The following is a 20,070-nucleotide window of genomic DNA, read 5'->3' as shown; positions in this document are numbered from 1 at the left end:
TACGGCCCACCGCTCGTTCAGCCCACCGGCCACCGGGGCACGCTGCTCCACGGCGGGGTGGTGTCCACCGGGCAGACCCGCCCGTCGCGAATCGTCCCGCGCCAGCCCTCGACCTCCCGGCCCCGGTTCTCGACGAACTCCTTGAAGTGCGTCAGCTCGGCCCGCATCAGGCGCCGGAGGAGTCCGAGGGCGTCTGAGGCGAGGAACGCGAAGCCCGGCCGCAGGACCTGCAACCGCGCGGTGACGGCGGCACGGTCCGGGGCCAGCGCGTGGAACGTCACCTCGCCGCGGTGCCGACCGTCCAGGCTCCGCCACTGCACCAGGGTGTCCGGCTGCTGCTCCACGATCTCGGTCGTGAACGAGTGGTGCAGCGGTCCCAGGCCCACCGTCCAGCGCATGAGCGACGGCCTGGCCTGCTCCACCCTCTTCACCGAGGGCATGAAGCGGGGAAACATCCCGAACCGGGTCCACTGGTCGTAGGCGGTGCGCACCGGCACCGCGATCCGGACGGTCTCTTCGACAGTGGTCATCGCTCGCCCCGTCGCCGACGGCTGGTCCTCTCCGAGTGTCGCGGCGCCCGCGGGCCGCTGCCACGTGGATCTTGCCCGGGCGCGGCGGCGGTGGACCGTACGGTGCCGGCGCCGTGTGCGCGGGGCGCGCTTCGGTCTGCCGCCGGGGCAGGAGGACGAGGGTTCGGCTCCCGGCCAACGGCGTTGGCGCGCGGGGGAGTTGGAGGAGGCCGGCCGGCCCGGAGCCGCCGGTGCGGCGACCGGATTGCATTGACAATCATTTTCATCTGATGGATGCTGCTCGGGCTCGGGCCCACACTCTCGTTCGGCGGACACGGCCCCGGGCACGTCCACGCGAACCGCTCGGGAGCAGCATGACCACCGGCCACGACCGCCGCGCGAAACGGCTCGGCGCCTCGCCCCGAGGCCCGGCCGGCGCACGACGCGGCCGAGGCGCACGACGCGGCCGAGGCGCACGCCCGTCCCGGCCCGCCGCCCCGACCGGAGCCGGATGCTGAGTCCCGCTCCGGGCCCGACGACCACCGCCGAACGAGGCCGTGCCGCCGTGCGCCGGCCGGTGCCCGAGTCGTCCGGCGCCACCGCTCGCGCCCACCGGCGGCAGGTCCCGCCCCGCGCCCCGCGTCCCACCAGCCTTCACACCCCGCACCCGATCACGGAGACCTCGATGACCCACCGGCCCGCGGCGTCGCAGGACGACGTCCGCGCCCTGCTGAGATCGCTGCCCGAGGCGCCGCCGCCGCGCGGTGCCCCCGGGCGGGGCGGCCAGGCCCGCGCCATCCACACCACGCGGACGTACGGCTACAACGGCTGGGACTTCACGGTGCCTCCGGGCGTCTTCGCGCCGGATCGGACCGGCCGCGTCCTGCACGACCGGCTGCTGAACGGCACGATCGCCGTCGCCGGCCGGTCGTACGCCGCGATGGGGGTCGGCCTCGGCGTCGAGGCCGTGATCGCCGGCGCGCTCGGGGCGCGGGAGGTCTGGGCGTGCGACATCCACCCGGACAGCGTCGCGACGACCGCCGCGCACTGCCGGCGCCTCCTCGGGGGTCGGTCGGACACGGTGGTGCGCCCGCTGGTCGGCCATCTCTTCGAGGAGTTCCCGAGCTCCCGCTCCCTGGACGCCGTCACCTTCAACCCTCCCGCGGCCGACCCGCGCCCCGGGGACGACCCGACCGTGGTCCGCGGCCTCGCCGTCGGCGCCGAGATCGTCACGCGCTTCTTCGACCAGATCGCCGACCGCGAACTGCTCGCGCCCGAGGGCGAGATCCACCTGGCGATGACCGACGAGGCGGATCTGCGGCGCATCGTCGGGCACGGAGCGGACCGCGGTTTTCGGCCCGAGGTCGTCCACCGCGAGCCCGGGGAGGACGGCGGAGGCCAGACGCTGCTGTTCAGGTTCGTCCGACACGCACAGCCCGACCGGGAGGCCGCACATGCATGAGCACATAGCCGAGGCCATGAAGGAACCGGACGTCGTCTCGGTGCCGCCGGGCGCGATCTGTCTGCGCTTCGAGACGATGAAGCTGTACGCGGCGCTCGGCGCGGTGCGCCATTTGCTGGCCACCGGCCGGGTGCAGCCCGGCGACACCCTCGTGGACAGCTCCAGCGGCATCTACGCCCACGCGCTCGCCCTCGCCTGCCACCGTTACGGCCTGCGCTGCCACATCGTCGGATCGACGACGGTCGACCGCACCCTCAGAGTCCAGCTGGAGATCCTCGGCGCCACCCTGGAGCAGGTCCGGCCCTCCCGGAACCTGCGCCTGGACCAGAACCTGCGTGTGGAGCGGATCGGTGAACTGCTGCGGGAGAACCCGCACTTCCACTGGATGCGGCAGTACCACGACTCGATCCACTACCTCGGCTATCGGGACGTCGCCGACCTCGTCCGCAAGGAGGTTCCCGAGGGGCCGTTGACACTCGTCGGCGGGGTCGGAACCGGCGCGTCCACCGGCGCCGTCGCCGACTGTCTGCGGCAGGCGGGGCGGCAGGTGAGGCTTGTCGGGGTGCAGCCGTTCGGCAGCGTCACCTTCGGCGCCGAGCATGTGTCGGACCCCGACATGATCATCGCCGGCATCGGCAGCTCCATCCCCTTCCACAACGTCCGGCACGAGCTCTACGACCGCATCCACTGGGTCAACTTCGACTACGCGATGTCCGGCGCCGTCGAACTCCTGCGCGTCTCCGGCATCTTCGCCGGCCTTTCGGCGGGGGCGGCCTACCTCGCCACGCTCTGGGAGCGCGAGCGCGCGGCCGAGGGCACGTACGTCTTCCTCGCCGCGGACACCGGGCACCGCTACGTCGACACCGCCTACGCCCGCCACGCCGACGCCGTGGGGGTGGGTTCGATGCGTCCCCACGAGGCCGCCGGGCACGAGGAGTTGCGGCATCCCTGGTCGGCGATGGACTGGCCTCCGCGTGACCGTGCCCGGCTGTCCGGCCGCCCCGAGCCGGTGCCCGAAAAGGCGTAGCGTCGCCCCCTTGGCAGTCCCACGGTCGGCAGTCCCACGGCCCGGCACCCCCCGTGCGGGCGGCGTCCACGCCCCGTACGCCGCCACCTCCGTCACCACCCCTTCGAAGGAACCGACATGTCCCCCTCGCCCCCGCACTCCGTGTCCGAGCTGACCGACGCCGTACTCGACGGCGCCCACGGTCCCCGGCCCCGGGAGCTGGACGTCACCAGCGCCTTCTGGCTCCACCACACCACCCGGCTCGCCGGCAGCGCGGTCACCTACCGGAACCACTACCTGCTGCTGAGGTCCGGCGACGCCTTCGGCGCCTGTGCGTTCGAAACCGGCGAGCTCACGCCCGACTTCTGCGCCGACGCCTCCGGGCGCAGCCTCGACGACCTCGTCCGGCACGAGAGCGAACCGGTGCGCCTGGCCGCCCTCGACGCCTACCTCGGACGGGTGCAGCCGCACCGCGACGCACCGACCGCCGAGGCCGTCGTGCTGCCCGCGGGTGCGCCCGAGGCACGGGCACGGGCCAGGGACGCGGCCGTCGCCGGGCTCCTGGACATCGCCCCGGGGTCGCGCGTCGCACTGATCGGCGTCGTCAACCCGCTGGTCGAGGCGATACGCGGGCGCGGCGGCGTCCCGCTGCCCTGCGACTTCAACCTGACCACCACTCAGTGGGGCGATCCCGTCACCGACGACATGACGCAGGTGCTCGCCGAGGCGGACGCCGTGGTGGCGACCGGAATGGCACTGAGCAACGGGAGCTTCGACCGCATCCTGGAGCACTGCCGCAAACAGGGCCTGCCCCTGGTGGTGTACGCCCAGAGCGGCAGCGCCGTCGCCCGGGCCTTCCTGGGCGCCGGGGTGACCGCGCTGTCCGCCGAACCCTTCCCCTTCTCCCAGTTCAGCGCCGACGCCACCGCGCTCTACCGCTACCGGTCGGAGGCGTCATGAGCGCCAGGACCCCCGAGCCGGGAGCCCACCTCCGGGCGCCGGAACCCGGCGCCGCCGAGCAGCCCGCCACCCCCGAGCCGCCCGCCGCCGAGGTGCCGGGGGACCTGAGGATGACGCGGCTGCTGTGGCCGTTCATGCTCGCCTCGGCGGTCGGGCTGGTGCCCTTCACCATCTACAGCACCTTCCTCGTGCCGATCGCCGACACGGCCGGCGGCGACGTCGCCTCGCTCGGCCAACTCCGCGGCCTCGGCGGGCTCGCGGCCCTGGCCGTCGGCACCGCGCTCGCGCCGCTGATCGACCGGGTGCGAAGGGACCACGCGGCGGCCGGCGGGCTCCTCGTACTGGCAGTGGCCGCCGCGTTGGGCGCCGGCGGCGGCATGCTGCTCCTGGCGGCGTTCTGTCTGCTCGTGGGCGCGGCCACCGCGGTGCTCAACCCCGCGCTCACCGCGGCAGCCGCCGACCGCTTCGACAACGACGCCGCCGCCGGCCGCGCGGCGACCCTCGTCACCGCGACGCAGTCGCTGACCGCTCTGCTCGCGGCGCCGCTGGTGGCCCTGCCCGCGCTGCTGTGGGGCTGGCAGGGCGACCTGTGGGCGATCGCCGCGATCTGCTGCGCCCTCGCCCTGTACTTCCTGCTGCGTGGACGCCGCCGCGGCGCCGCCGACGCACAGAGCGCGCCCCGCGCGGAGCGGCCCGGATATCTGGAGTCCTTCCGGTTGCTGGGCGCTCTGCCGGGGGTGGTCCCGCTGCTGCTGATCGCGATGCTGCGGACCGCCGCCTTCATGGGGTACCTCGCCTATCTGGCCGCCTTCTACGACGAGAGATTCGGCCTGGGGCCCGGGATGTTCGCGCTGGTGTGGACTCTCAGCGGCACCTCGTTCTTCCTCGGGAACCTGTGCGCCGGGCGGCTGCTCAGCGCCGAGCGGCAGCGGGTCCGCGCCGAGCCGCTGATGGCGCTGGCCCTGCTGGTCGCCACGGCCGCGGTGGTCGGCGTCTTTTTCACCGGCTCGCTGATCCCCGCTCTCGTGCTGACCGCACTGGTCGGCGTCGGGCACGCGGTCGTGGCCGCCTGCGTCACCACGCTGCTCGTACGCCGCTGCGGCTCGCTGCGCGGTACGGCGCTCAGCGTCAACGCCGCCGGGATGAGCCTCGGCGTCTTCCTCGGCGCGGGCCTCGGAGGCGTGGGCCTCGCGCTCGGCGGCCACCCCGGCACGGCGGCGGCGCTGGGCGGGCTGACACTGGTGGCCCTCCTTCTCGCCCGGACGGTCCTGCGGTCGGCCCCCGCCCGGCACGCCGGGTAGCGGCGGCGCCGTACGCCGGGCAGGTCGGCGCGGCCGTGCCCGCGGGCGACGGTCCGTGCGCGCGGGCCGAAGGGCGGGCCGTACGGGCCGAGGACGGGTCCGGCGCTGCGCGGGGCGGGCGCCGGACGCAGGCACACCGCCGACCGCCGCGCACCCCGGAACCGCGCCGCGGCGAGCGGTTCGGCGCGGGAGCACCCGACCGGTCGAGCGGTGCCGGCCTGCGGTCGCGGCGAGCGGGCCCGGGCCGCAGTCTCGGATCGGGCACGTTCGGACACCGCCGCACGGTGGCGGCCGTCCCGAACCCGCCCTGTGAGCGACATTCGCCGGGCGGGTCGCACCGCGGTTCGTCGCCGCGGCACGCACCCGGGCGGCGGGTGCGTGCCGGCCCGGGGTCGGCGCGGCGCACAGCAGGACTCCGGTGCGAGCGGGAGCCTTGCCGCAGAACCCGGAACAGGACCCGTTCCGGTACCGCGTTCGGCTCGGCGGGGCCGGCACTTCCGGCACGGCCCCGCCGCACCGAACCAGCCGCGACGGCCGTACCGCCCGGCAGCCGGGCGGACGACCGCGCGCAGACCACTCACCAGTCGAAGGAGACAGCGTCGATGGCGAAGAGTCAGCACACCCCGACGACGACCGACGCGGGCGCGCCCGTCGAGAGCGACGAACACTCACTCACCGTCGGCGCAGGCGGCCCCATCCTGCTCCAGGACGCCTATCTCATCGAGCAGATGGCCCAGTTCAACCGGGAGCGCATCCCCGAGCGCCAGCCGCACGCCAAGGGCAGCGGCGCGTTCGGCAACTTCCGGGTGACCGGCGACGTCAGCGCCTACACGCGGGCGGCCCTCTTCCAGCCCGGCACCACGACGGAGCTGGTGGCGCGCTTCTCCACCGTGGCGGGGGAGCGCGGGAGCCCGGACACCTGGCGCGACCCGCGCGGCTTCGCGGTGAAGTTCTACACCAGCGAGGGCAACTACGACATGGTCGGCAACAACACTCCGGTGTTCTTCGTCAAGGACCCGATGAAGTTCCAGCACTTCATCCGCTCCCAGAAGCGCCGCGCCGACAACAACCTGCGCGACCACGACATGCAGTGGGACTTCTGGACGCTCTCCCCGGAGACGGCGCACCAGGTCACCTGGCTGATGGGGGACCGCGGCATCCCGCGCACCTGGCGCCACATGAACGGCTACACCTCGCACACGTACATGTGGATCAACGCCTCGGGCGAGCGGTTCTGGGTCAAGTACCACTTCAAGACCGACCAGGGCATCGAGCACTTCACCCAGCACGAGGCCGACCAGATGGCCTCGGCCGACACGGACTACCACACCCGTGATCTCTTCGAGCACATCCGCGACGGCGAGTACCCGAGCTGGACGCTGTACGTGCAGCTGATGCCCTACGACGACGCGCCCGGCTACCGGTTCAACCCGTTCGACCTGACCAAGGTGTGGCCGCACGGGGACTACCCGCTGCACGAGGTCGGCACGATGACGCTCGACCGCAACCCCACCGACAACCACGCCCAGATCGAGCAGGCCGCGTTCCAGCCCAACAACCTCGTCCCCGGGATCGGCCCGAGCCCGGACCGGATGCTGCTGGCGCGGCTCTTCTCCTACGCGGACTCGCACCGCTACCGGATCGGCGGCAACTACCAGCAGCTGCCGGTCAACGCCCCGGTGGCCCCGGTGAACACCTACTCCAAGGACGGGGCGATGGCCTACCGGCTGACCTCCGACCCCGTGTACGCGCCCAACAGCAAGGGAGGCCCGGCCGCAGACACCGACCGCCACGGCAACCCTCCCAGCTGGCACGCCGACGGTGAGATCACTCGTACCGCCTACGTCTCGCACGCCGAGGACGACGACTGGGGACAGGCCGGGACGATGGTGCGGGAGGTGCTCGACGACGCGGCGCGCGAACGGCTGGTGGACAACGTCGTCGGGCACCTGCTGAACGGCGTCACCGAACCCGTACTGGTGCGCGCCTTCACCTACTGGCGCAACATCGACCCGGACGTCGGCGCCCGGATCGAGGAGGGCGTACGGGCCAAGCAGGGCGAGAAGGACCCCAAGGCGGAGCAGCAGGCGAACCCGGCCCGCAGCAGTATGCAGCGCAAGGCGTGACCCGCCCGGCGGGCCGCGGCGTCCTCGTCAACGGGGGCGCCGCGGCCCGCCGTTCCGGCGCGGGCGCCCGGCGCGAAGCGGGGCGGCGGCAGCGGGTGGGCCCGCCCGGGTCCGCCGGCGCCGGTCAGCGGTAGGCGGCGAGGAAGGCGCGTACGCCGGCGGCGGCACAGCGGTCGAGGTCGGCCTCGCTGTCCTGGAGACTGCCGTGGAACATGGCCTTGTTCACGGGGATCCACAGCAGCAGCCCGGAGAAGTGGTGGGCGGCCAGGAGCGGGTCCTCGCAGCGCAGCAGTCCCCGCTCGGTGAGGTCCTCGAAGGTGGCCGCCAGAGTGGTGAGGACCCGCTCGAACCCCTGCTGGTACCAGTCGGCGCCCAGTTCGGGGAAGGCGTCCGCGTTGGCGATGACCAGGCGCCGCAGCTGAAGGACCTGGGGCTGGGTGAGCGCGGAGAGGAACCGGCGGGCGAGACCGGTCAGGCTCTCTTCCAGGGCATCGGCGTCGGCCGGGACCCGGCCCACCAGTTCGAGCATGCCGTCGATCCGGTCGGTGGTGGCCAGCACGATCTCGGCGAACAGCTTCTCCTTGTCGGAGAAGTGCTTGTAGACGGTCTGCTTGGAGACCGCGGCCAGCTTCGCGATGTCGTCCATGCTGGTGCCGGCGTAGCCCTTGCTCAGGAACGCGCTGGTCGCCGCCTCCGTGATCTGCCGCCGCTTGAGGGCGGACCGGCCGGTTTCGCTCGGTGTCATTCCGTCTCCCGAATCAGTACTGGACAGTCCAGTTCCGCGATGCGTACTGTACCGTCCAGTTCTTCTGTGCCGAACCTTCTGGTTCTCGGGCTGTTCTCCGGGACGGCAGCACATGGCGCGGACCGTCACGTCCGGTCGCCCTCCGGCTGTCGGCAGACGATCCCCGGCACGTCCGTGAGCACCGTGCCGCCCGCAGCTGAGCACCGGCACGACCACCGAGCACCCGACCCACCGAGCACCCCCGACCCCCGCGGTCACCGAGCACGAACGGATGGAACGAGGACCATGGCCGAACAAGTGAAGGGCCCCGCCAGCTACTTCCCCTCGATCGAGAAGAAGTACGGCCGACCGATCGGCGAGTGGAAGGAGCTGATCCGCAGCTCGCCGCTGTCCAAGCACATGGAACTCGTCGCCTGGCTCAAGACCGAGCACGGGCTGGGCCACGGCCACGCCAACGCGCTCGTCGCACACACCCTCGCCGAGGACGGCAAGAACGCGAAGTGAGCCGTGACTGACGCTCGTCGGGGGAGTGTCACGGCCCGGCGCCGCTGAGCCGGCGGTCGCCGGGCCCCGGCGGCCCGGCCGGGACCGTGCGCGCCGAGTGATCCTTCCGCGCTCGGCGTGGCGGGACGCAGGCGTGCGGACACCGAGGCATCGGGGCGACGGCATCCGGCGGCGATCCGACGCCGACCGGGCAGAGATCGCCGGCGGTGATCCTGAACGCCATGAGCAGACGGAACGGCCAGGTCCGCATAGTGCTGGCCACGCCCTCGCCGGTCACGCACCGTACCGCGGAGGAGAACCTCGGTCTCGGATACCTCGCCGCCTACCTGCGTCAGGAGGGGCACCGGGTCGAGCTCGTCGACGGGTGGTTGCAGGGGATCGACGTGGAGGCGCTGGCCCGGCGCATCGTCGAAGCTCGCCCCTCCCTGGTGGGTTTCGCCTGCTACCGCAGCAACATGATGCGCGCCATCGAGGCCATGCATCTGGTGCAGCGGGCCGGGGTCCGGCCGCTGACCGTGGCCGGGGGCTACGGCCCCACCTTCCACGCCACGGAGTTCCTGGAGGCCGGCTTCGACGCCGTGGTGCGCGGCGAGGGCGAGCTGCCGATGCGCATGCTCGCGGAGCACGTGCACACCGGCACGCCCCGGCTGGAGAGCATCCCCGGCCTGAGCTTCCGCGAGGAGGACGGGGCGCTGCGGCACAACTTCGAGCCCGCTCCCAAGCTCCCCTTCTCGCAGCTGCCGCACCCGCACCGCGACACCCTCGACCTGACGATCGCGCGGCGCAGCCTGGTCCATCTGCAGACGGCCCGCGGATGCCAGGCCACCTGTACTTTCTGCTCCATCATCGCCTTCGAGCGGGTCGGCGGCGGCTCGAACTGGCGTCAGCGCAGCATCCGGGACGTCGCCGACGAGATCGAGCAGCTGTGGGAAGCCGGCGCCCGGTACTTCAAGGTCATCGACGATTCGCTGGTCGAGCCGCCGCGGGACGCCGCCTGGTGCGCCGAACTCGCCGACGAGTTCGAGGCCCGCGGAGTGAGCCCGAGGCTGCGCGGCTCGATACGCGCCGACCGCGCCGAGGAGGACGTGGTCCGGGAACTCGCGCGGGCCGGGTTCTTCTCCTTCTCCTGCGGCATCGAGAACTTCTCGCAGTCCGCCCTGCGCCGCATGGCCAAACGGGCCACCGTGGAGCAGAACTACGCCGCCCTGGACCGTTTCCGCGCGCACGGCATCTACGTCCAGGCCGGGCACATCCTCTTCGACGACCGCACCACGCTGGCGGAACTCGAGGACAACTACGCCGCGATGCGCCGCTACACGTGGACGATCTCCAAGGGCATCTTCACCGAGATGTACGCCGCGGCCGGCACCAACTTCACCAGGACGCTGACCAGGCGCGGCGGTCTGCAGATCGACCAGGACGCGCTCGGCAACACCCGCTACGACGTGCTGGACCCCCGCGTGCGGTGCGTCTACGGCGCGCTCAAGCGCTGGCAGAAGGAGCACGCGGCGGTCTACGACAAGGCCATCGACCCGCTCTCGGCCCCCAAGGCCCTGGACGACGCCGAACTCGCCCTGATGCACGGCCTCTCCATCGATCTGCGCCGGACGGACCTGGACCTCTTCCGGCTGCTGCTCGACGTCGCCGCCGGTCCCACCGCCACCGAGCACCTCGAAGCGGAGACCCGCGAGCTGATCGAGGCGGAACTCGTCCGCACCGCCCCGCGCTACCGGGCGTTCGACACACGCGTGAAGGAGGCGTACCGCAAGGTCGGGCTCGTCTACGACGCGGACGACAACCCCTTCCTGTGCTGACCCGCTGATCCATTCCGCCCCCCGCTCCTCCCGTTCACCCCCACCTACGGAAAGGCCGTGGTCACCGTGTCCGAAGAGCAGAGTCCCCAGGTCGAACTCCCCTGGAAGCGCAAGTCGCTGCCGCTCGAAGTGGTCGACGCCAAAGAGCACTTCACCAGGCCGGTGGGCCCGATCGAGCACGAGGAGGCGGAGGAGTGCCCGATCGACATCAAGAACATCGGCTGGACGCTCGGCAACGACTGCCCCTACCGCTGCACCCACTGCTACTCGATGTCCGCCCGTGAGAAGGGCATGGACTTCACCCCGGAGATCGTCGACCGCATCGTCGAGCAACTGGCGTTGAACGGAGTCGAAACGGTGAACCTGGGCGGCAACGAACCGCTCTTCACCAACGGGCCGAACCCCAAGAACACCATGCTGCCGCGGATCATCGACGGCCTGACCGACGCCGGCATCATCGTCGGACTCACCACCTCCGGCATCACGGCCCTGCATCTGGAGCGGGACCACAACGCGAGCTGGCGGCGCCTCAACGACCTCGACATCAGCTTCGACTCCCCGTTCGAGGGCGAACACAACGCCAACCGCGGCGCGAAGATCTACAAGCAGGCGATCCGCACCCTCGAACTGGCCAAGGAGTACGGCCTCGACCACTCGATCATCATGTGCGCGATGAACTGGAACTTCACCCAGGCCCATCTGGAGGGCCTGCTGGAGCTGGCGGTCGAGTACGACGCGCACATCCGGATCAACCCCATCAAGCCCGTCGAGTCCAAGCACATGGACTCGCTGCTGCCCGCGGAGCAGTACTACGAGGGCTTCTCCTTCCTGATGAAGCACTGCTCACCGGTCGACCTCGGCGAGCCGCCGATCGCAGCGGTGACGGACTACCAGAACGCCAAGGGCTGCCCCTGCGGCCGGACTTCGTTCCGCATCCACTCCATCACCCCGGACGGACGCATACCGGTCTCGCCCTGCGTGTACCTGCACGACTACAAGGTGGGCGACCTGCGGGTCGACGACCTGTACGACATCATCCGGTCCCCGCAGTTCGCCTCCTTCCGCCGCCGCAACGCCAACCCGGAGCTGCTGGAGGGCTGCGCGGGGTGCGAGCTGCTGCAGGCCTGCCGCGGAGGCTGTGCCGGGCGCTCCTACCTGCACCACGCGCACGAGACCGGCAAGCGCTCGCTGTTCGTCCGCGACCCGTACTGCCCCAAGGACGTCGCGCCCAAGCAGGAGTTCCCGCAGCAGCCCACCGTGCCGACCGACAAGCGTCTGGTGCACATGGACTACCTGTGCACCTGGATCGGCAAGCCGAAGTGAGTGAGCCGTCCGGGAGCGGCGCGGTCCTGGACGGGGCGCCGGTCGATCTGTTGCCGCAGCAGGTGGCCGATCGGCTGGCGGCCCGGGCCGGGGCGGACCATCTGACCCAGGTACGGGCCGCGGGCTTCAAGGAGCGGTCGGCGAACGCCTGGTTCCGCGGCACGGCCCTGGGGCGCGAGGTCTTCGTGAAGCTGTACGCGCGCAACGACCGGGCCGCCACCGAACGGCTGGTCGCCCCGGCGGTCGGTCCCGGGCACAGCACACGTCTGCTGGACGGCGGGACGGCCGCGGGGCTCGGCGCGTACGCGGTCTTCGGCTGGGAGGACCTCCACCCGCTGCGGCACACCGCCGACTCCGCCGCAACCGCGGGACGACTGCTGGCCGCCGTGCACGACACCGTCCCGCCGCCCGACATCGTCCCGCCGACCGGCACCGCGTCGACACCGCAACCGGCCTCCTGCGAGGAGCAGCTCGAAACGCAGTGGGAGGCGCTCGCCGGCCAGGCGCCGGACCTGTACGCACTGGTCCGCGACCGGCCGGAGACACCGGCGAAAGGGGCCCCGAACGAGCTGGCGCGGGAGGCCGACCGACGTGCGACGGGAGCCCCGCGGGTGCTGCTGCACGGCGACTACTCGTTGCGCAACGTCGCCCGCGGAGCCGGGGGCCGCGAGGTCGTCTTCGACTTCGAACGGGCCGCGCTCGGCCCGTTCGAGACCGATCTGCAGCGGCTGTGGGACCGGGAACTGGCCGCGCTCCCGGCCGGCCGTGCCGCGTTCACCGCCGCCTACCGGGGCGAGCGCGGCACGGACCCGGGACCGCCCGACCCGGTACTGCTCGACTTCGCCCGCCTCTCCTGCGCACTGAGCACGCTCACCGCGGCACGGCGCACCGACGATCCCGCCTTCGAGGCCGAGGGCCTCGCGATCCTGAAAGCACTGCGATGACGACCAAGAGCTCGACGGCCCGTCCGCTGGCCGTACCGGCGGCCGGCATCACGCTGACCGTCACGGGAGAACCGGACACGGTGGCCTCGCTGGAGGAGCTGGCCGCGCCCTTCTTCCCGCCGCTGCCCGGCCCCGGGCACCCGCCCCCGGCCGGGGAGCGCCACTGGCAGCTGGACCTGGTCCGAGGGCCCGTCGAGGGCCCGGCGGAGGCCGAACCGGACGGCACCGCCGCGCACCGCACGCACTTCGACCGGGCGGCCCGCCGGATCACCGTGCGCTGCGCCGAGGCCCGGTGGCTGCCGGTGATCGGGCTGCGTTATGCCCGCACCCTCAGCCGGGCGGTGGCGATCGGGGCGGGCGCCGTCCCGCTGCACGGCGCGGCGGTCCAACTGGCCGGCACCGGCATCATCCTGACGGGCGAGAAGATGGCCGGGAAGACCACCGCCGCGCTGTCCATGGTCCGCAGCGGCGGCGCACTGATCTCCAACGACGACGTCCTGCTGGTGGAGCGCGCGGAGAACTGGCAGATGGTCGGCGGACCGCGCTCGGTGGGCATCCGGACGGAGTCGCTGGGCGAGCACCGGCCCCGACTGTCGGCCCGGCACCTCGCCGAGGCGGCCGGCACACACCCCTCCAACCGCCCCGAGAAACGATTCCTGGCACCCGGAGCGGTCGAGCGGCTGGGCGGCTCGGTGCTCACCCGGGCTCCGGCCCACGTACTGATCGAGCTGATCTGCGAGCCGGACCGGCCCGCGGGCCCCGGCCGATCGGACGCCCACCCACTCGAGGACAAGGAGGCAGCCGCCGTGCTGCGCGCATACCTGGAAGAGGCCGCCGACCGACGGCGCTTCGAACTGCTCGACTTCCTCGGCGCCCCGCCGCCCTCACTGACCGCCGACGTCCTCGACTCCGTGGTGGGGTCGCTGCGGTTCCACCGCTACGTCCACCCCGCCGGCGGCTGGGTCGACGACTTCCTGGACTTCGCCCGCGGCCTCGCGTCGCCGGCCCCCTCCACCGCCCCCGCCGGGGCGGTGAGCGCGGTATGAAGCTCGGAGTCGTGCTGCGTGCCGAGAACCTGATCCGGGAGAAGGAGTTCCGACGCAACCGGGTCGTCACCCCCCAGGGCCCGGTGGACCGCATTTTCAGCGGCACCCTGCACGGGGTGGAGACCCACTTCCTCTACGGACGCTTCCCCGGCCGGCGCACGCCGAGCTGGGAAATCCCCTACGAGGCCAACCAGAGCGCCTTCGACGCGCTGGAGGTGGACCACCAGATCGGCACCTACGTCGTCGGCGGGGTCGACAAGTCGGTGCGCGGCGGCGACCTCGTCATCCCGCACGACCTGATCAGCTTCTCCGGCCCCAGCGTCAGCATGCCGACCGGCAACGGCCGCTTCAGCAACGCCCATGTCGTCCCGGCCTTCTGCCCCGTGCTGCGCTCGCTCCTCATCCGCGGGGCGCGGGAGACCGGCACGGCCGTGCACGAGAGCGGCGTGTACTTCAACTTCTACGGCTTCGCCCGGATCGAGACGGACGCCGAGCTGAACCTGATGGAGAAGCTGGGAGTCCGGCTGGTCGGGCAGACCCTGGACCCGGAGTTCACCCTGGCGCGGCTGCGCCACCGGCACTACGCCGCGATAGCCGTCGCGATCGACTCCTACCACGACATGAAGAACGAGTCCGAGCAGGACCCCGACGTCTTCCGCGCCCGCTCCCGGCAGGCGATAGCCGACGGCCGCGAGAGCTTCGAGCGCATCATCGAGGCCGGACTGGCCACCCGCGGCGACGACCCCGCCGAGAAGTGCGGCTGCGACCGCGTGGCCACCGGCAACCACCGCGACATGTTCTCCTCCTTCCCCGAGGACCTGCTGTGAACAGCTTCCCGGGGCTCCAGGACGCCTATCTGCACCACCTGGACGAGCTGCTCCACCGGCCGCAGTTCCGCAACGCGCCCCGCGGACACGACAGTCAGGAAGTCCTCGGTGTCGCCTTCACCCTCGACGACCCGCTGCGCCGCCTGGTCACGCACCCGGCCAGGCGCACCAATCTGGTCTTCAACTTCGCCGAGGCCCTCTGGTACCTCTCGGGGCGCGACGACCTGGCCCTGCTCGCGCACTACGCGCCGAGCGTCGCCCGGTACTCCGCCGACGGCAGGCGTCTGACCGGCACCGCCTACGGGCCGCGGATCTTCCGCCACGGCGCCGGCGCACTCGACCAGTGGGCCTCGGTGGCGGAGACGATCCGTCAGGACCCGGACACCAAACGCGCCGTCATCCAGATATTCGAACCGCGCGAACTGCTCGTCCCGGCCAACCCGGACGTCGCCTGCACCCTCGCCCTGCAGTTCCTGCTGCGCGAGGGCAGCCTGCACGCCGTCGCCTACATGCGCGCCAACGACGCCTACCGCGGCATGGTCAGCGACGTCTTCTCCTTCACCTTCCTCCAGGAGGTGATGGCACGGCAGCTGCGGGTGCCGGTGGGGACCTACACCCACGTCGCCGGGTCGCTGCACCTCTACCGCCCCGACGTGGCCGGTGCCGTGCGCCTGATGGAGGAGGACGCACTCGGCCGCCCGTCCACCGACCGCATGCCCCCGCTCCCAGAGGGGGACCACCGGCCCCACCTCGCCCGCGTACTGGAGGTCGAGGAGGGCCTGCGCACGGGAGCACTGCGGCTGGAATCCGACGGGATCGCGGCACTGGGCCTGCCCGCCTACTGGGCGCACGTGGTGACCCTCTTCGAGCTGCACCGGCGGGCGCTCGCCGCAGAGCCCGCCGCCGGCCTGGCCGATTCGCTGCCGCCGCTCTACCGCCGTCTGATGCACCGCCGTTTCCCCGTGCTGGAAGCGGCCCCGTCCTCACTGGAGGAGACCGATGCCGCAGTCTGAACCGGAATCCGCGCACCCGACCGTCTTCCTGGGCGGCCCCTTCAAGGGGCTGATCGACCCGGTCACCGGACGGCTCCGCGAAGCGGACCGGGCCCGCTACACCAGCCTGATCGACGCGTTCGAGGAAAGGGGATGGCGGGTCCTGAGCGCCCACCGCACCGAGGACTGGGGCGCGGGCCTGGTCAGCGACCGCGAGTGCACCCGGCGCGACTGGGAATGGATGCGGGAGTGCTCGGTGTTCGTGGCCTTCCCCGGCCGGCCCGCCTCCCCGGGCACCCATGTCGAACTCGGCTGGGCCTCCGCGCTCGGCCGCCCCACCGTCGTCCTGGTGGAACCGGACACCGAGTGCGCGGCGCTGGTCGCCGGACTGCCGGGCATCGCCCCCGTACGGCTCCTGGAGCACACCGGCGACCCCGCGGAGGTGTGCCGGGCCGTGACAGAGGCGGCCGGTACCGGGGCTGCCGGGTCGGACGCGGCCAGGACGGGGGCGCCGGCATGAGCGGCACACCGACCGGACCGCGCGTCCGCTGCCTGACCATCGGCTCCTCCGACTCCGGCGGCGGGGCGGGCATCCAAGGCGACCTCAAGGCGTTCGCCCGGGCCGGCGTCTACGGCGCCAGCGCGCTCGTCGGAGTCACGGCGCAGAACACCACGGGAGTGACCGCCACCGCGTCGATCGACACCGGGATGGTCGGCCACCAACTCCGGGCGGTGCTCGAGGACATCGGCACGGACGCGGTGAAGATCGGCACCACCTGGAGCGCCGAACTGGTCTGGCTGCTGGTGGACCGCCTGGTCTGGCTGGACGAGGTTCCGGTCGTCCTCGACCCGGTGATGATCAGCGCGGCCGGCTCCGCACTGGGCGGCGAGGAGGACGCGGTCACCGCGGTGCGCGAGGGCTTGCTGCCGCTGACCTGGGTGGCGACCCCGAACCTGGCCGAAGCACGGCGGCTGACGCTGCTGGAGGAGGAGAGCGACCCGAGGAAGCTGGCCGAGGCGATCGTCGAACTCGGAGCGCGCGCCGCGATCATCACCGACGCGTTCCCCACCGGCGCGGGCGACCTGCTCTTCGACGGCGAACGGCATCACGAGATCACCGGACCCCGACGCGTCTCCGGCTGCGACCACGGCGCCGGCTGCGCACACTCCGCGCTGCTCACCGCGTTCCTCGCCCAGGGCATGCCGCTCACCCGCGCCGCGCGCACCGCGCACGCCGCCGTCTCGCTCGCCATCGAACGCGGCGCCGCGGACGTCGGGGCCGGCCGCCATCCGGTCGAGCTGCATCCGGTCGGGCCGACCGCCGAAGGCCCGCCGTGGTGACCCCGCTCGGCTGCGACGTGGCGGTCCTCGGCGCGGGAGTCGTCGGGCTCTCCACGGCTTGGCTGCTCGCGCGCCGGGGAGCGGCCGTCACCCTGCTGGACTCCGGAACGGCCGGTGCCGGGGCCTCGCTCGGCGCGCAGGGCCAGCTCGTACCGCCCTCGCCCGGGCTGCGGCCGCTGTTCCGGCGCAGCCTGGCCCTCTACACCGAGCTCGCGGAACGCACCGGGATGCCCTGGGACGCCGAACCCGCCGGCACGCTCGTGCTCTCCGCCCCCGGTGCGGCAGGCTCCGGCGCCGCACCGCGGACCTTCCCGGACGCAGCCACGCTCACCGGGGAGGAACTGCGCGCGCTGGAACCCGCTCTGGGCCCACTGGCCGAGTCGGGCCTGCTGCTCTCCGAGGGCCGACGCATCGAACCGGCGGCGGTCCTCGGCGCGCTGCTGGCCGAGGCCACCGGCGCCGGCGCACAACTGCGCCTGGGACTGGGGCCGTTGAGGCTCCAGGAGGCGGGCGCGGCGGGATGGGCCCTCGTACGCGCCGACGGCGAACGGCTGACGGCGCCCCGCGTCGTGATCGCCGCCGGCACCGGCGCCCGGTCCCTGCTCGCCCCGCTCGGGCTGCACGTGCCGCTCACCCCGGTGAACGGGCGGGTGATCGTCACCGAGCCCGCACCGTTCACCCTCGAACGGATCCTGGCCGAGTCGGTCATCGGGGTGCCGCGCTCGGTGGCGCTCCTGGCCCACCAGGCGCCGGACGGCGCCCTGGTCCTCGGCGGTTCCTGGTACCCGCACGACGAGGCGGAGCCGGAGGATCTCGCGACGCGCATCCTGCACCGCGCCGACGCACTGGTGCCGGGGACGGCCCGGCTGAGGATCACCGCTCAGCGCGGTGGTTTGCGGCCCTTCCTGCCCGACCGCGTCCCCGTCGTCGACCGTCTGGCACCGGGTCTCTACGGCTGCTTCGGACACGGCGGCGAGGGCTACATCGCCGGCCCCGGCTCGGCCGAACTGCTCGTCGACCTGCTCGCCGCCGACCAGCACGGGAGCGCCCGACCGACGGCGGAGCAGCAGACGCTGCACGCCGGATTCCGCTTCGGACGATGGAAGGAGCACCCGTGAGTTTCCTCCAGGAGTGCCGACGGCAGTGCGCCGACGTCTGGGAGGCGTACCGCCACCACCCGTGGATCGAGGCGATGGCGGCGGGCACACTGAGCCCGGAGCGCTTCGCCTTCTTCCAGCTCGACGACGGCCCGCACGTCGCCGAGTTCAACCGCACCCTCGCCCTGGGGATCGCCAAGGCCCCCGTCGGGCACGAGTGGGCCAAGGCCGCCGCCCACGTCCTGGACGATCTGTCCACGGTCGGCGAACTCGGCGAGAAGCGCTCCCTGGTCGAGGAGCTCGGCTTCGCCGCGGAGCTCGCCGCCGACCGCTGGACCTGCTCCCCGGCGCGCGAGGGATACCTCAACCACCTGGTGCGGGTGGGCTACGAGGGCACCTTCGCCCAGATCGCCGCCTCCGTGTATCCGTGCTCGCTGTTCACCGAGGTGATCGGGGAGCGGTTCGCGGACAGTGCGATACCCGGCCCGCCCGCCTACCGCCGCTGGGCGGACATGTACACCCGCCGCACCCGTACGCAGATGTGCGCGGCGCACGCCCGCGTGGTGGAGGAGGCGGCGGCCGAGGGCAGCGCCGCCGAACGGGCCGCGCTGGAGCGGCTCTACCGGCGCAGCCTGGAGCACCAGGTACGGGTCTTCGACGCGGCCTGGGAACTCGACGGCGCCTGGCCGGGCGGCGCCGTTGCCCGAGCCGCCCGAGCGACGGCCGCGCGGGACTACCGGTGACGGCCGAGGTCCACCGCACCGGGCGCGAAGCCGCCGACCAGCTCGCCGCGCGGGCTGCTGGTACGGGCGACCTCACGGCCGTGCCGCACCACGTGCAGCCGGGCGGGCAGCAGCCGCAGCGCCTCCACCGGGTCGCAGGCGTCCAGCAGCACGAAGTCGGCGGGGCGGCCCTCGACGATGCCGTAGCGCTCGCCCAGCCGCATCGTCCGGGCGCCCGCTCCGGTCACCAGGTCGAGCGCTCCGGCCAGCTGCTCGTACCCGGTGAGGTGGCCGAAAAGCGCGCCCGTCTGAGCGACGGCGAGCATGTCCCCGGTGCCCAGCGGAAGCCAGGCGTCCAGCACCGAGTCCTGCCCGAACGCCACCGTGACGCCGGCCTCCAGCAGCTGCGCCACGGGCGCCATGCCGCGGCGCACCGGCGGCGGGTCGCCGCGTCCCTGGAGCACCGCGTTGACCATCGGGTTGGCCACCACCGCGATGCCGGCGCGGGCGAGCAGGGCGGTCGCCGACGCCAGGGTGTCCGGGGAGTAGGCGGCCATGGCGGTGCAGTGCCCGAGCGAGACCCGGCCCTGCCGGCCGCGGGCGAGCGTCTCGCGGGCCACCGCCTCGGCCAGACGGGAACCCGGATCGTCGGTCTCGTCGCAGTGCGGGTCCACGTCGGCGTCGAACTCCTGGGCCACGTCGAAGATCTCCCTGACGTGCCGCTCCGCGTCCCGGGGCGTGCGCTCGTAGTGCGGGATCCCGCCGACCACGTCGCACCCCCGGGCCATGGCGGCGCGCAGCGCCTCGCGCTGGCCGGGCTCGCGCAGCAGCCCGTCCTGGGGGAAGGCCACCAGCTGCACGTCGCAGACGCCGCGGGCCTCCTCCCGCAGGTCGATCAGGGCGCTCAGCGCGTCCGGGGCGCCGGGGCTGATGTCCACGTGGCAGCGCACGTGCAGGGTGCCGGCCGCGATCATCCAGCGCAGCACCTCGCGCGCGTTGCGGTGGATCCGGCGGCCCGTCAGCCGGGCCTTGCTCCGTCCCCAGACCTCGATCCCCTCCCGCAGCGTTCCCGAGCGGTTGGGGTCGGCCGGATCCAGGGTGAGCGCGGAGTCCAGATGCATGTGGGTGTCGACGAACGGGGGCACCACCAACCGCCCGTCGGCCTCGATGACATGGGCGGCGGCCGGTGCGCCGCCCCCGGCGCGGCCACCGATCCGGGCGAACCGCCCCTCGCGCACCAGGATGTCCACCGGCTCCGTGCGATCGGTCAACCGGGCGTCCCTGACCACCAGTTGCGCCGGTTCGACTGCTTCTCCCGCTCCGCGGGCCGGTTGAGCGACCATCCCCCGAT

Annotated in this window: 19 protein-coding genes; 16 read left to right on the top strand and 3 right to left on the bottom strand. The window is 72.9% G+C overall.

Translation table 11 applies throughout. From position 1 onward, the window contains the following. Positions 1-17 precede the first annotated feature (17 nt). Positions 18-530 (bottom strand): SRPBCC family protein, encoded by a 513-nt coding sequence (locus MTQ01_RS23840; RefSeq protein ID WP_247492935.1) that lies wholly within the window; start codon positions 528-530, stop codon positions 18-20. Positions 531-1,194: 664 nt separating this feature from the next. Here MTQ01_RS23840 and MTQ01_RS23835 point away from each other — a divergent pair. The 5 genes from MTQ01_RS23835 to MTQ01_RS23815 all read left to right on the top strand — a co-directional run bounded on the left by MTQ01_RS23835 (position 1,195) and on the right by MTQ01_RS23815 (position 7,364). After that, positions 1,195-1,971, top strand: coding sequence for a methyltransferase (locus MTQ01_RS23835; protein ID WP_247492934.1), 777 nt, complete (start codon positions 1,195-1,197; stop codon positions 1,969-1,971). Next, positions 1,964-2,998, top strand: a complete 1,035-nt coding sequence (locus MTQ01_RS23830; RefSeq protein ID WP_247492933.1) for a pyridoxal-phosphate dependent enzyme — start codon at positions 1,964-1,966, stop codon at positions 2,996-2,998. Before MTQ01_RS23835 ends, MTQ01_RS23830 begins: the two co-directional genes overlap by 8 nt. 117 nt (positions 2,999-3,115) lie before the next feature. Next, the gene (locus MTQ01_RS23825; protein ID WP_247492932.1) at positions 3,116-3,937 is read left to right on the top strand and encodes a Rossmann-like domain-containing protein; all 822 of its coding nucleotides are present in this window, start codon (positions 3,116-3,118) and stop codon (positions 3,935-3,937) included. Beyond that, a complete protein-coding gene (locus MTQ01_RS23820; protein WP_247492931.1) occupies positions 3,934-5,238 on the top strand; it encodes an MFS transporter in 1,305 nt (434 codons plus the stop codon). The genes MTQ01_RS23825 and MTQ01_RS23820 overlap by 4 nt, the downstream gene beginning before the upstream one ends. Before the next feature lie 602 nt (positions 5,239-5,840). Then, positions 5,841-7,364, top strand: a complete 1,524-nt coding sequence (locus MTQ01_RS23815; protein WP_247492930.1) for a catalase — start codon at positions 5,841-5,843, stop codon at positions 7,362-7,364. Positions 7,365-7,488: 124 nt separating this feature from the next. Here the strand turns inward: MTQ01_RS23815 and MTQ01_RS23810 are convergent, their stop codons facing one another. Continuing rightward, the gene (locus tag MTQ01_RS23810; RefSeq protein ID WP_247492929.1) at positions 7,489-8,109 is read right to left on the bottom strand and encodes a TetR/AcrR family transcriptional regulator; all 621 of its coding nucleotides are present in this window, start codon (positions 8,107-8,109) and stop codon (positions 7,489-7,491) included. A gap of 285 nt (positions 8,110-8,394) precedes the next feature. Between MTQ01_RS23810 and MTQ01_RS23805 the strand changes: the two genes are divergently transcribed. The 11 genes from MTQ01_RS23805 to MTQ01_RS23755 all read left to right on the top strand — a co-directional run bounded on the left by MTQ01_RS23805 (position 8,395) and on the right by MTQ01_RS23755 (position 18,740). Further along, positions 8,395-8,613 carry a DUF4287 domain-containing protein gene (locus tag MTQ01_RS23805; protein WP_247492928.1) on the top strand — a complete coding sequence of 73 codons (219 nt, stop codon included), beginning with the start codon at positions 8,395-8,397 and terminating at the stop codon, positions 8,611-8,613. A 221-nt stretch (positions 8,614-8,834) separates the two neighbouring features. Then, positions 8,835-10,427, top strand: coding sequence for a B12-binding domain-containing radical SAM protein (locus tag MTQ01_RS23800; protein WP_247492927.1), 1,593 nt, complete (start codon positions 8,835-8,837; stop codon positions 10,425-10,427). Positions 10,428-10,484: 57 nt separating this feature from the next. Then, positions 10,485-11,750, top strand: a complete 1,266-nt coding sequence (locus MTQ01_RS23795) for a radical SAM/SPASM domain-containing protein (protein WP_247492926.1) — start codon at positions 10,485-10,487, stop codon at positions 11,748-11,750. Continuing rightward, positions 11,747-12,694, top strand: a complete 948-nt coding sequence (locus MTQ01_RS23790) for an aminoglycoside phosphotransferase family protein (protein ID WP_247492925.1) — start codon at positions 11,747-11,749, stop codon at positions 12,692-12,694. The genes MTQ01_RS23795 and MTQ01_RS23790 overlap by 4 nt, the downstream gene beginning before the upstream one ends. Continuing rightward, positions 12,691-13,740: a hypothetical protein gene (locus MTQ01_RS23785; RefSeq protein ID WP_247492924.1), complete on the top strand. Its 1,050-nt coding sequence runs from the start codon at positions 12,691-12,693 to the stop codon at positions 13,738-13,740. The genes MTQ01_RS23790 and MTQ01_RS23785 overlap by 4 nt, the downstream gene beginning before the upstream one ends. Then, positions 13,737-14,567, top strand: a complete 831-nt coding sequence (locus tag MTQ01_RS23780; protein WP_247492923.1) for a hypothetical protein — start codon at positions 13,737-13,739, stop codon at positions 14,565-14,567. The genes MTQ01_RS23785 and MTQ01_RS23780 overlap by 4 nt, the downstream gene beginning before the upstream one ends. Further along, positions 14,564-15,580 carry a thymidylate synthase gene (locus MTQ01_RS23775; RefSeq protein ID WP_247492922.1) on the top strand — a complete coding sequence of 339 codons (1,017 nt, stop codon included), beginning with the start codon at positions 14,564-14,566 and terminating at the stop codon, positions 15,578-15,580. Before MTQ01_RS23780 ends, MTQ01_RS23775 begins: the two co-directional genes overlap by 4 nt. Next, a complete protein-coding gene (locus MTQ01_RS23770; RefSeq protein ID WP_247492921.1) occupies positions 15,567-16,079 on the top strand; it encodes a nucleoside 2-deoxyribosyltransferase in 513 nt (170 codons plus the stop codon). The genes MTQ01_RS23775 and MTQ01_RS23770 overlap by 14 nt, the downstream gene beginning before the upstream one ends. Beyond that, the gene (gene thiD / locus MTQ01_RS23765; protein WP_247492920.1) at positions 16,076-16,900 is read left to right on the top strand and encodes a bifunctional hydroxymethylpyrimidine kinase/phosphomethylpyrimidine kinase; all 825 of its coding nucleotides are present in this window, start codon (positions 16,076-16,078) and stop codon (positions 16,898-16,900) included. The genes MTQ01_RS23770 and thiD overlap by 4 nt, the downstream gene beginning before the upstream one ends. After that, a complete protein-coding gene (locus MTQ01_RS23760) occupies positions 16,894-18,018 on the top strand; it encodes an FAD-dependent oxidoreductase (RefSeq protein WP_247492919.1) in 1,125 nt (374 codons plus the stop codon). The genes thiD and MTQ01_RS23760 overlap by 7 nt, the downstream gene beginning before the upstream one ends. Then, positions 18,015-18,740: a hypothetical protein gene (locus MTQ01_RS23755; RefSeq protein ID WP_247492918.1), complete on the top strand. Its 726-nt coding sequence runs from the start codon at positions 18,015-18,017 to the stop codon at positions 18,738-18,740. The genes MTQ01_RS23760 and MTQ01_RS23755 overlap by 4 nt, the downstream gene beginning before the upstream one ends. On the opposite strand, the gene MTQ01_RS23750 is transcribed toward MTQ01_RS23755, so the two are convergent. Next, complete coding sequence (locus MTQ01_RS23750; protein WP_247492917.1) at positions 18,731-20,062, bottom strand: amidohydrolase family protein; 1,332 nt, start codon at positions 20,060-20,062, stop codon at positions 18,731-18,733. The two genes, MTQ01_RS23755 and MTQ01_RS23750, sit on opposite strands and share 10 nt — an antisense overlap. Positions 20,063-20,070 lie beyond the last annotated feature (8 nt).

This window comes from Streptomyces sp. XM4193 (genome assembly GCF_023072595.1).
In the GTDB taxonomy this organism is placed as follows: Bacteria; Actinomycetota; Actinomycetes; order Streptomycetales; family Streptomycetaceae; genus Streptomyces.
This window is presented reverse-complemented; position numbering and strand designations above follow the sequence as displayed.

What these genes read in the sequence shown, in the direction of transcription:
- MTQ01_RS23840 (WP_247492935.1), bottom strand. Translation starts at nt 530, where the DNA reads ATGACCACTGTCGAAGAGACCGTCCGGATCGCGGTGCCGGTGCGCACC.
- MTQ01_RS23835 (WP_247492934.1), top strand. Translation starts at nt 1,195, where the DNA reads ATGACCCACCGGCCCGCGGCGTCGCAGGACGACGTCCGCGCCCTGCTG.
- MTQ01_RS23830 (WP_247492933.1), top strand. Translation starts at nt 1,964, where the DNA reads ATGCATGAGCACATAGCCGAGGCCATGAAGGAACCGGACGTCGTCTCG.
- MTQ01_RS23825 (WP_247492932.1), top strand. Translation starts at nt 3,116, where the DNA reads ATGTCCCCCTCGCCCCCGCACTCCGTGTCCGAGCTGACCGACGCCGTA.
- MTQ01_RS23820 (WP_247492931.1), top strand. Translation starts at nt 3,934, where the DNA reads ATGAGCGCCAGGACCCCCGAGCCGGGAGCCCACCTCCGGGCGCCGGAA.
- MTQ01_RS23815 (WP_247492930.1), top strand. Translation starts at nt 5,841, where the DNA reads ATGGCGAAGAGTCAGCACACCCCGACGACGACCGACGCGGGCGCGCCC.
- MTQ01_RS23810 (WP_247492929.1), bottom strand. Translation starts at nt 8,109, where the DNA reads ATGACACCGAGCGAAACCGGCCGGTCCGCCCTCAAGCGGCGGCAGATC.
- MTQ01_RS23805 (WP_247492928.1), top strand. Translation starts at nt 8,395, where the DNA reads ATGGCCGAACAAGTGAAGGGCCCCGCCAGCTACTTCCCCTCGATCGAG.
- MTQ01_RS23800 (WP_247492927.1), top strand. Translation starts at nt 8,835, where the DNA reads ATGAGCAGACGGAACGGCCAGGTCCGCATAGTGCTGGCCACGCCCTCG.
- MTQ01_RS23785 (WP_247492924.1), top strand. Translation starts at nt 12,691, where the DNA reads ATGACGACCAAGAGCTCGACGGCCCGTCCGCTGGCCGTACCGGCGGCC.
- MTQ01_RS23780 (WP_247492923.1), top strand. Translation starts at nt 13,737, where the DNA reads ATGAAGCTCGGAGTCGTGCTGCGTGCCGAGAACCTGATCCGGGAGAAG.
- MTQ01_RS23770 (WP_247492921.1), top strand. Translation starts at nt 15,567, where the DNA reads ATGCCGCAGTCTGAACCGGAATCCGCGCACCCGACCGTCTTCCTGGGC.
- thiD (WP_247492920.1), top strand. Translation starts at nt 16,076, where the DNA reads ATGAGCGGCACACCGACCGGACCGCGCGTCCGCTGCCTGACCATCGGC.
- MTQ01_RS23750 (WP_247492917.1), bottom strand. Translation starts at nt 20,062, where the DNA reads ATGGTCGCTCAACCGGCCCGCGGAGCGGGAGAAGCAGTCGAACCGGCG.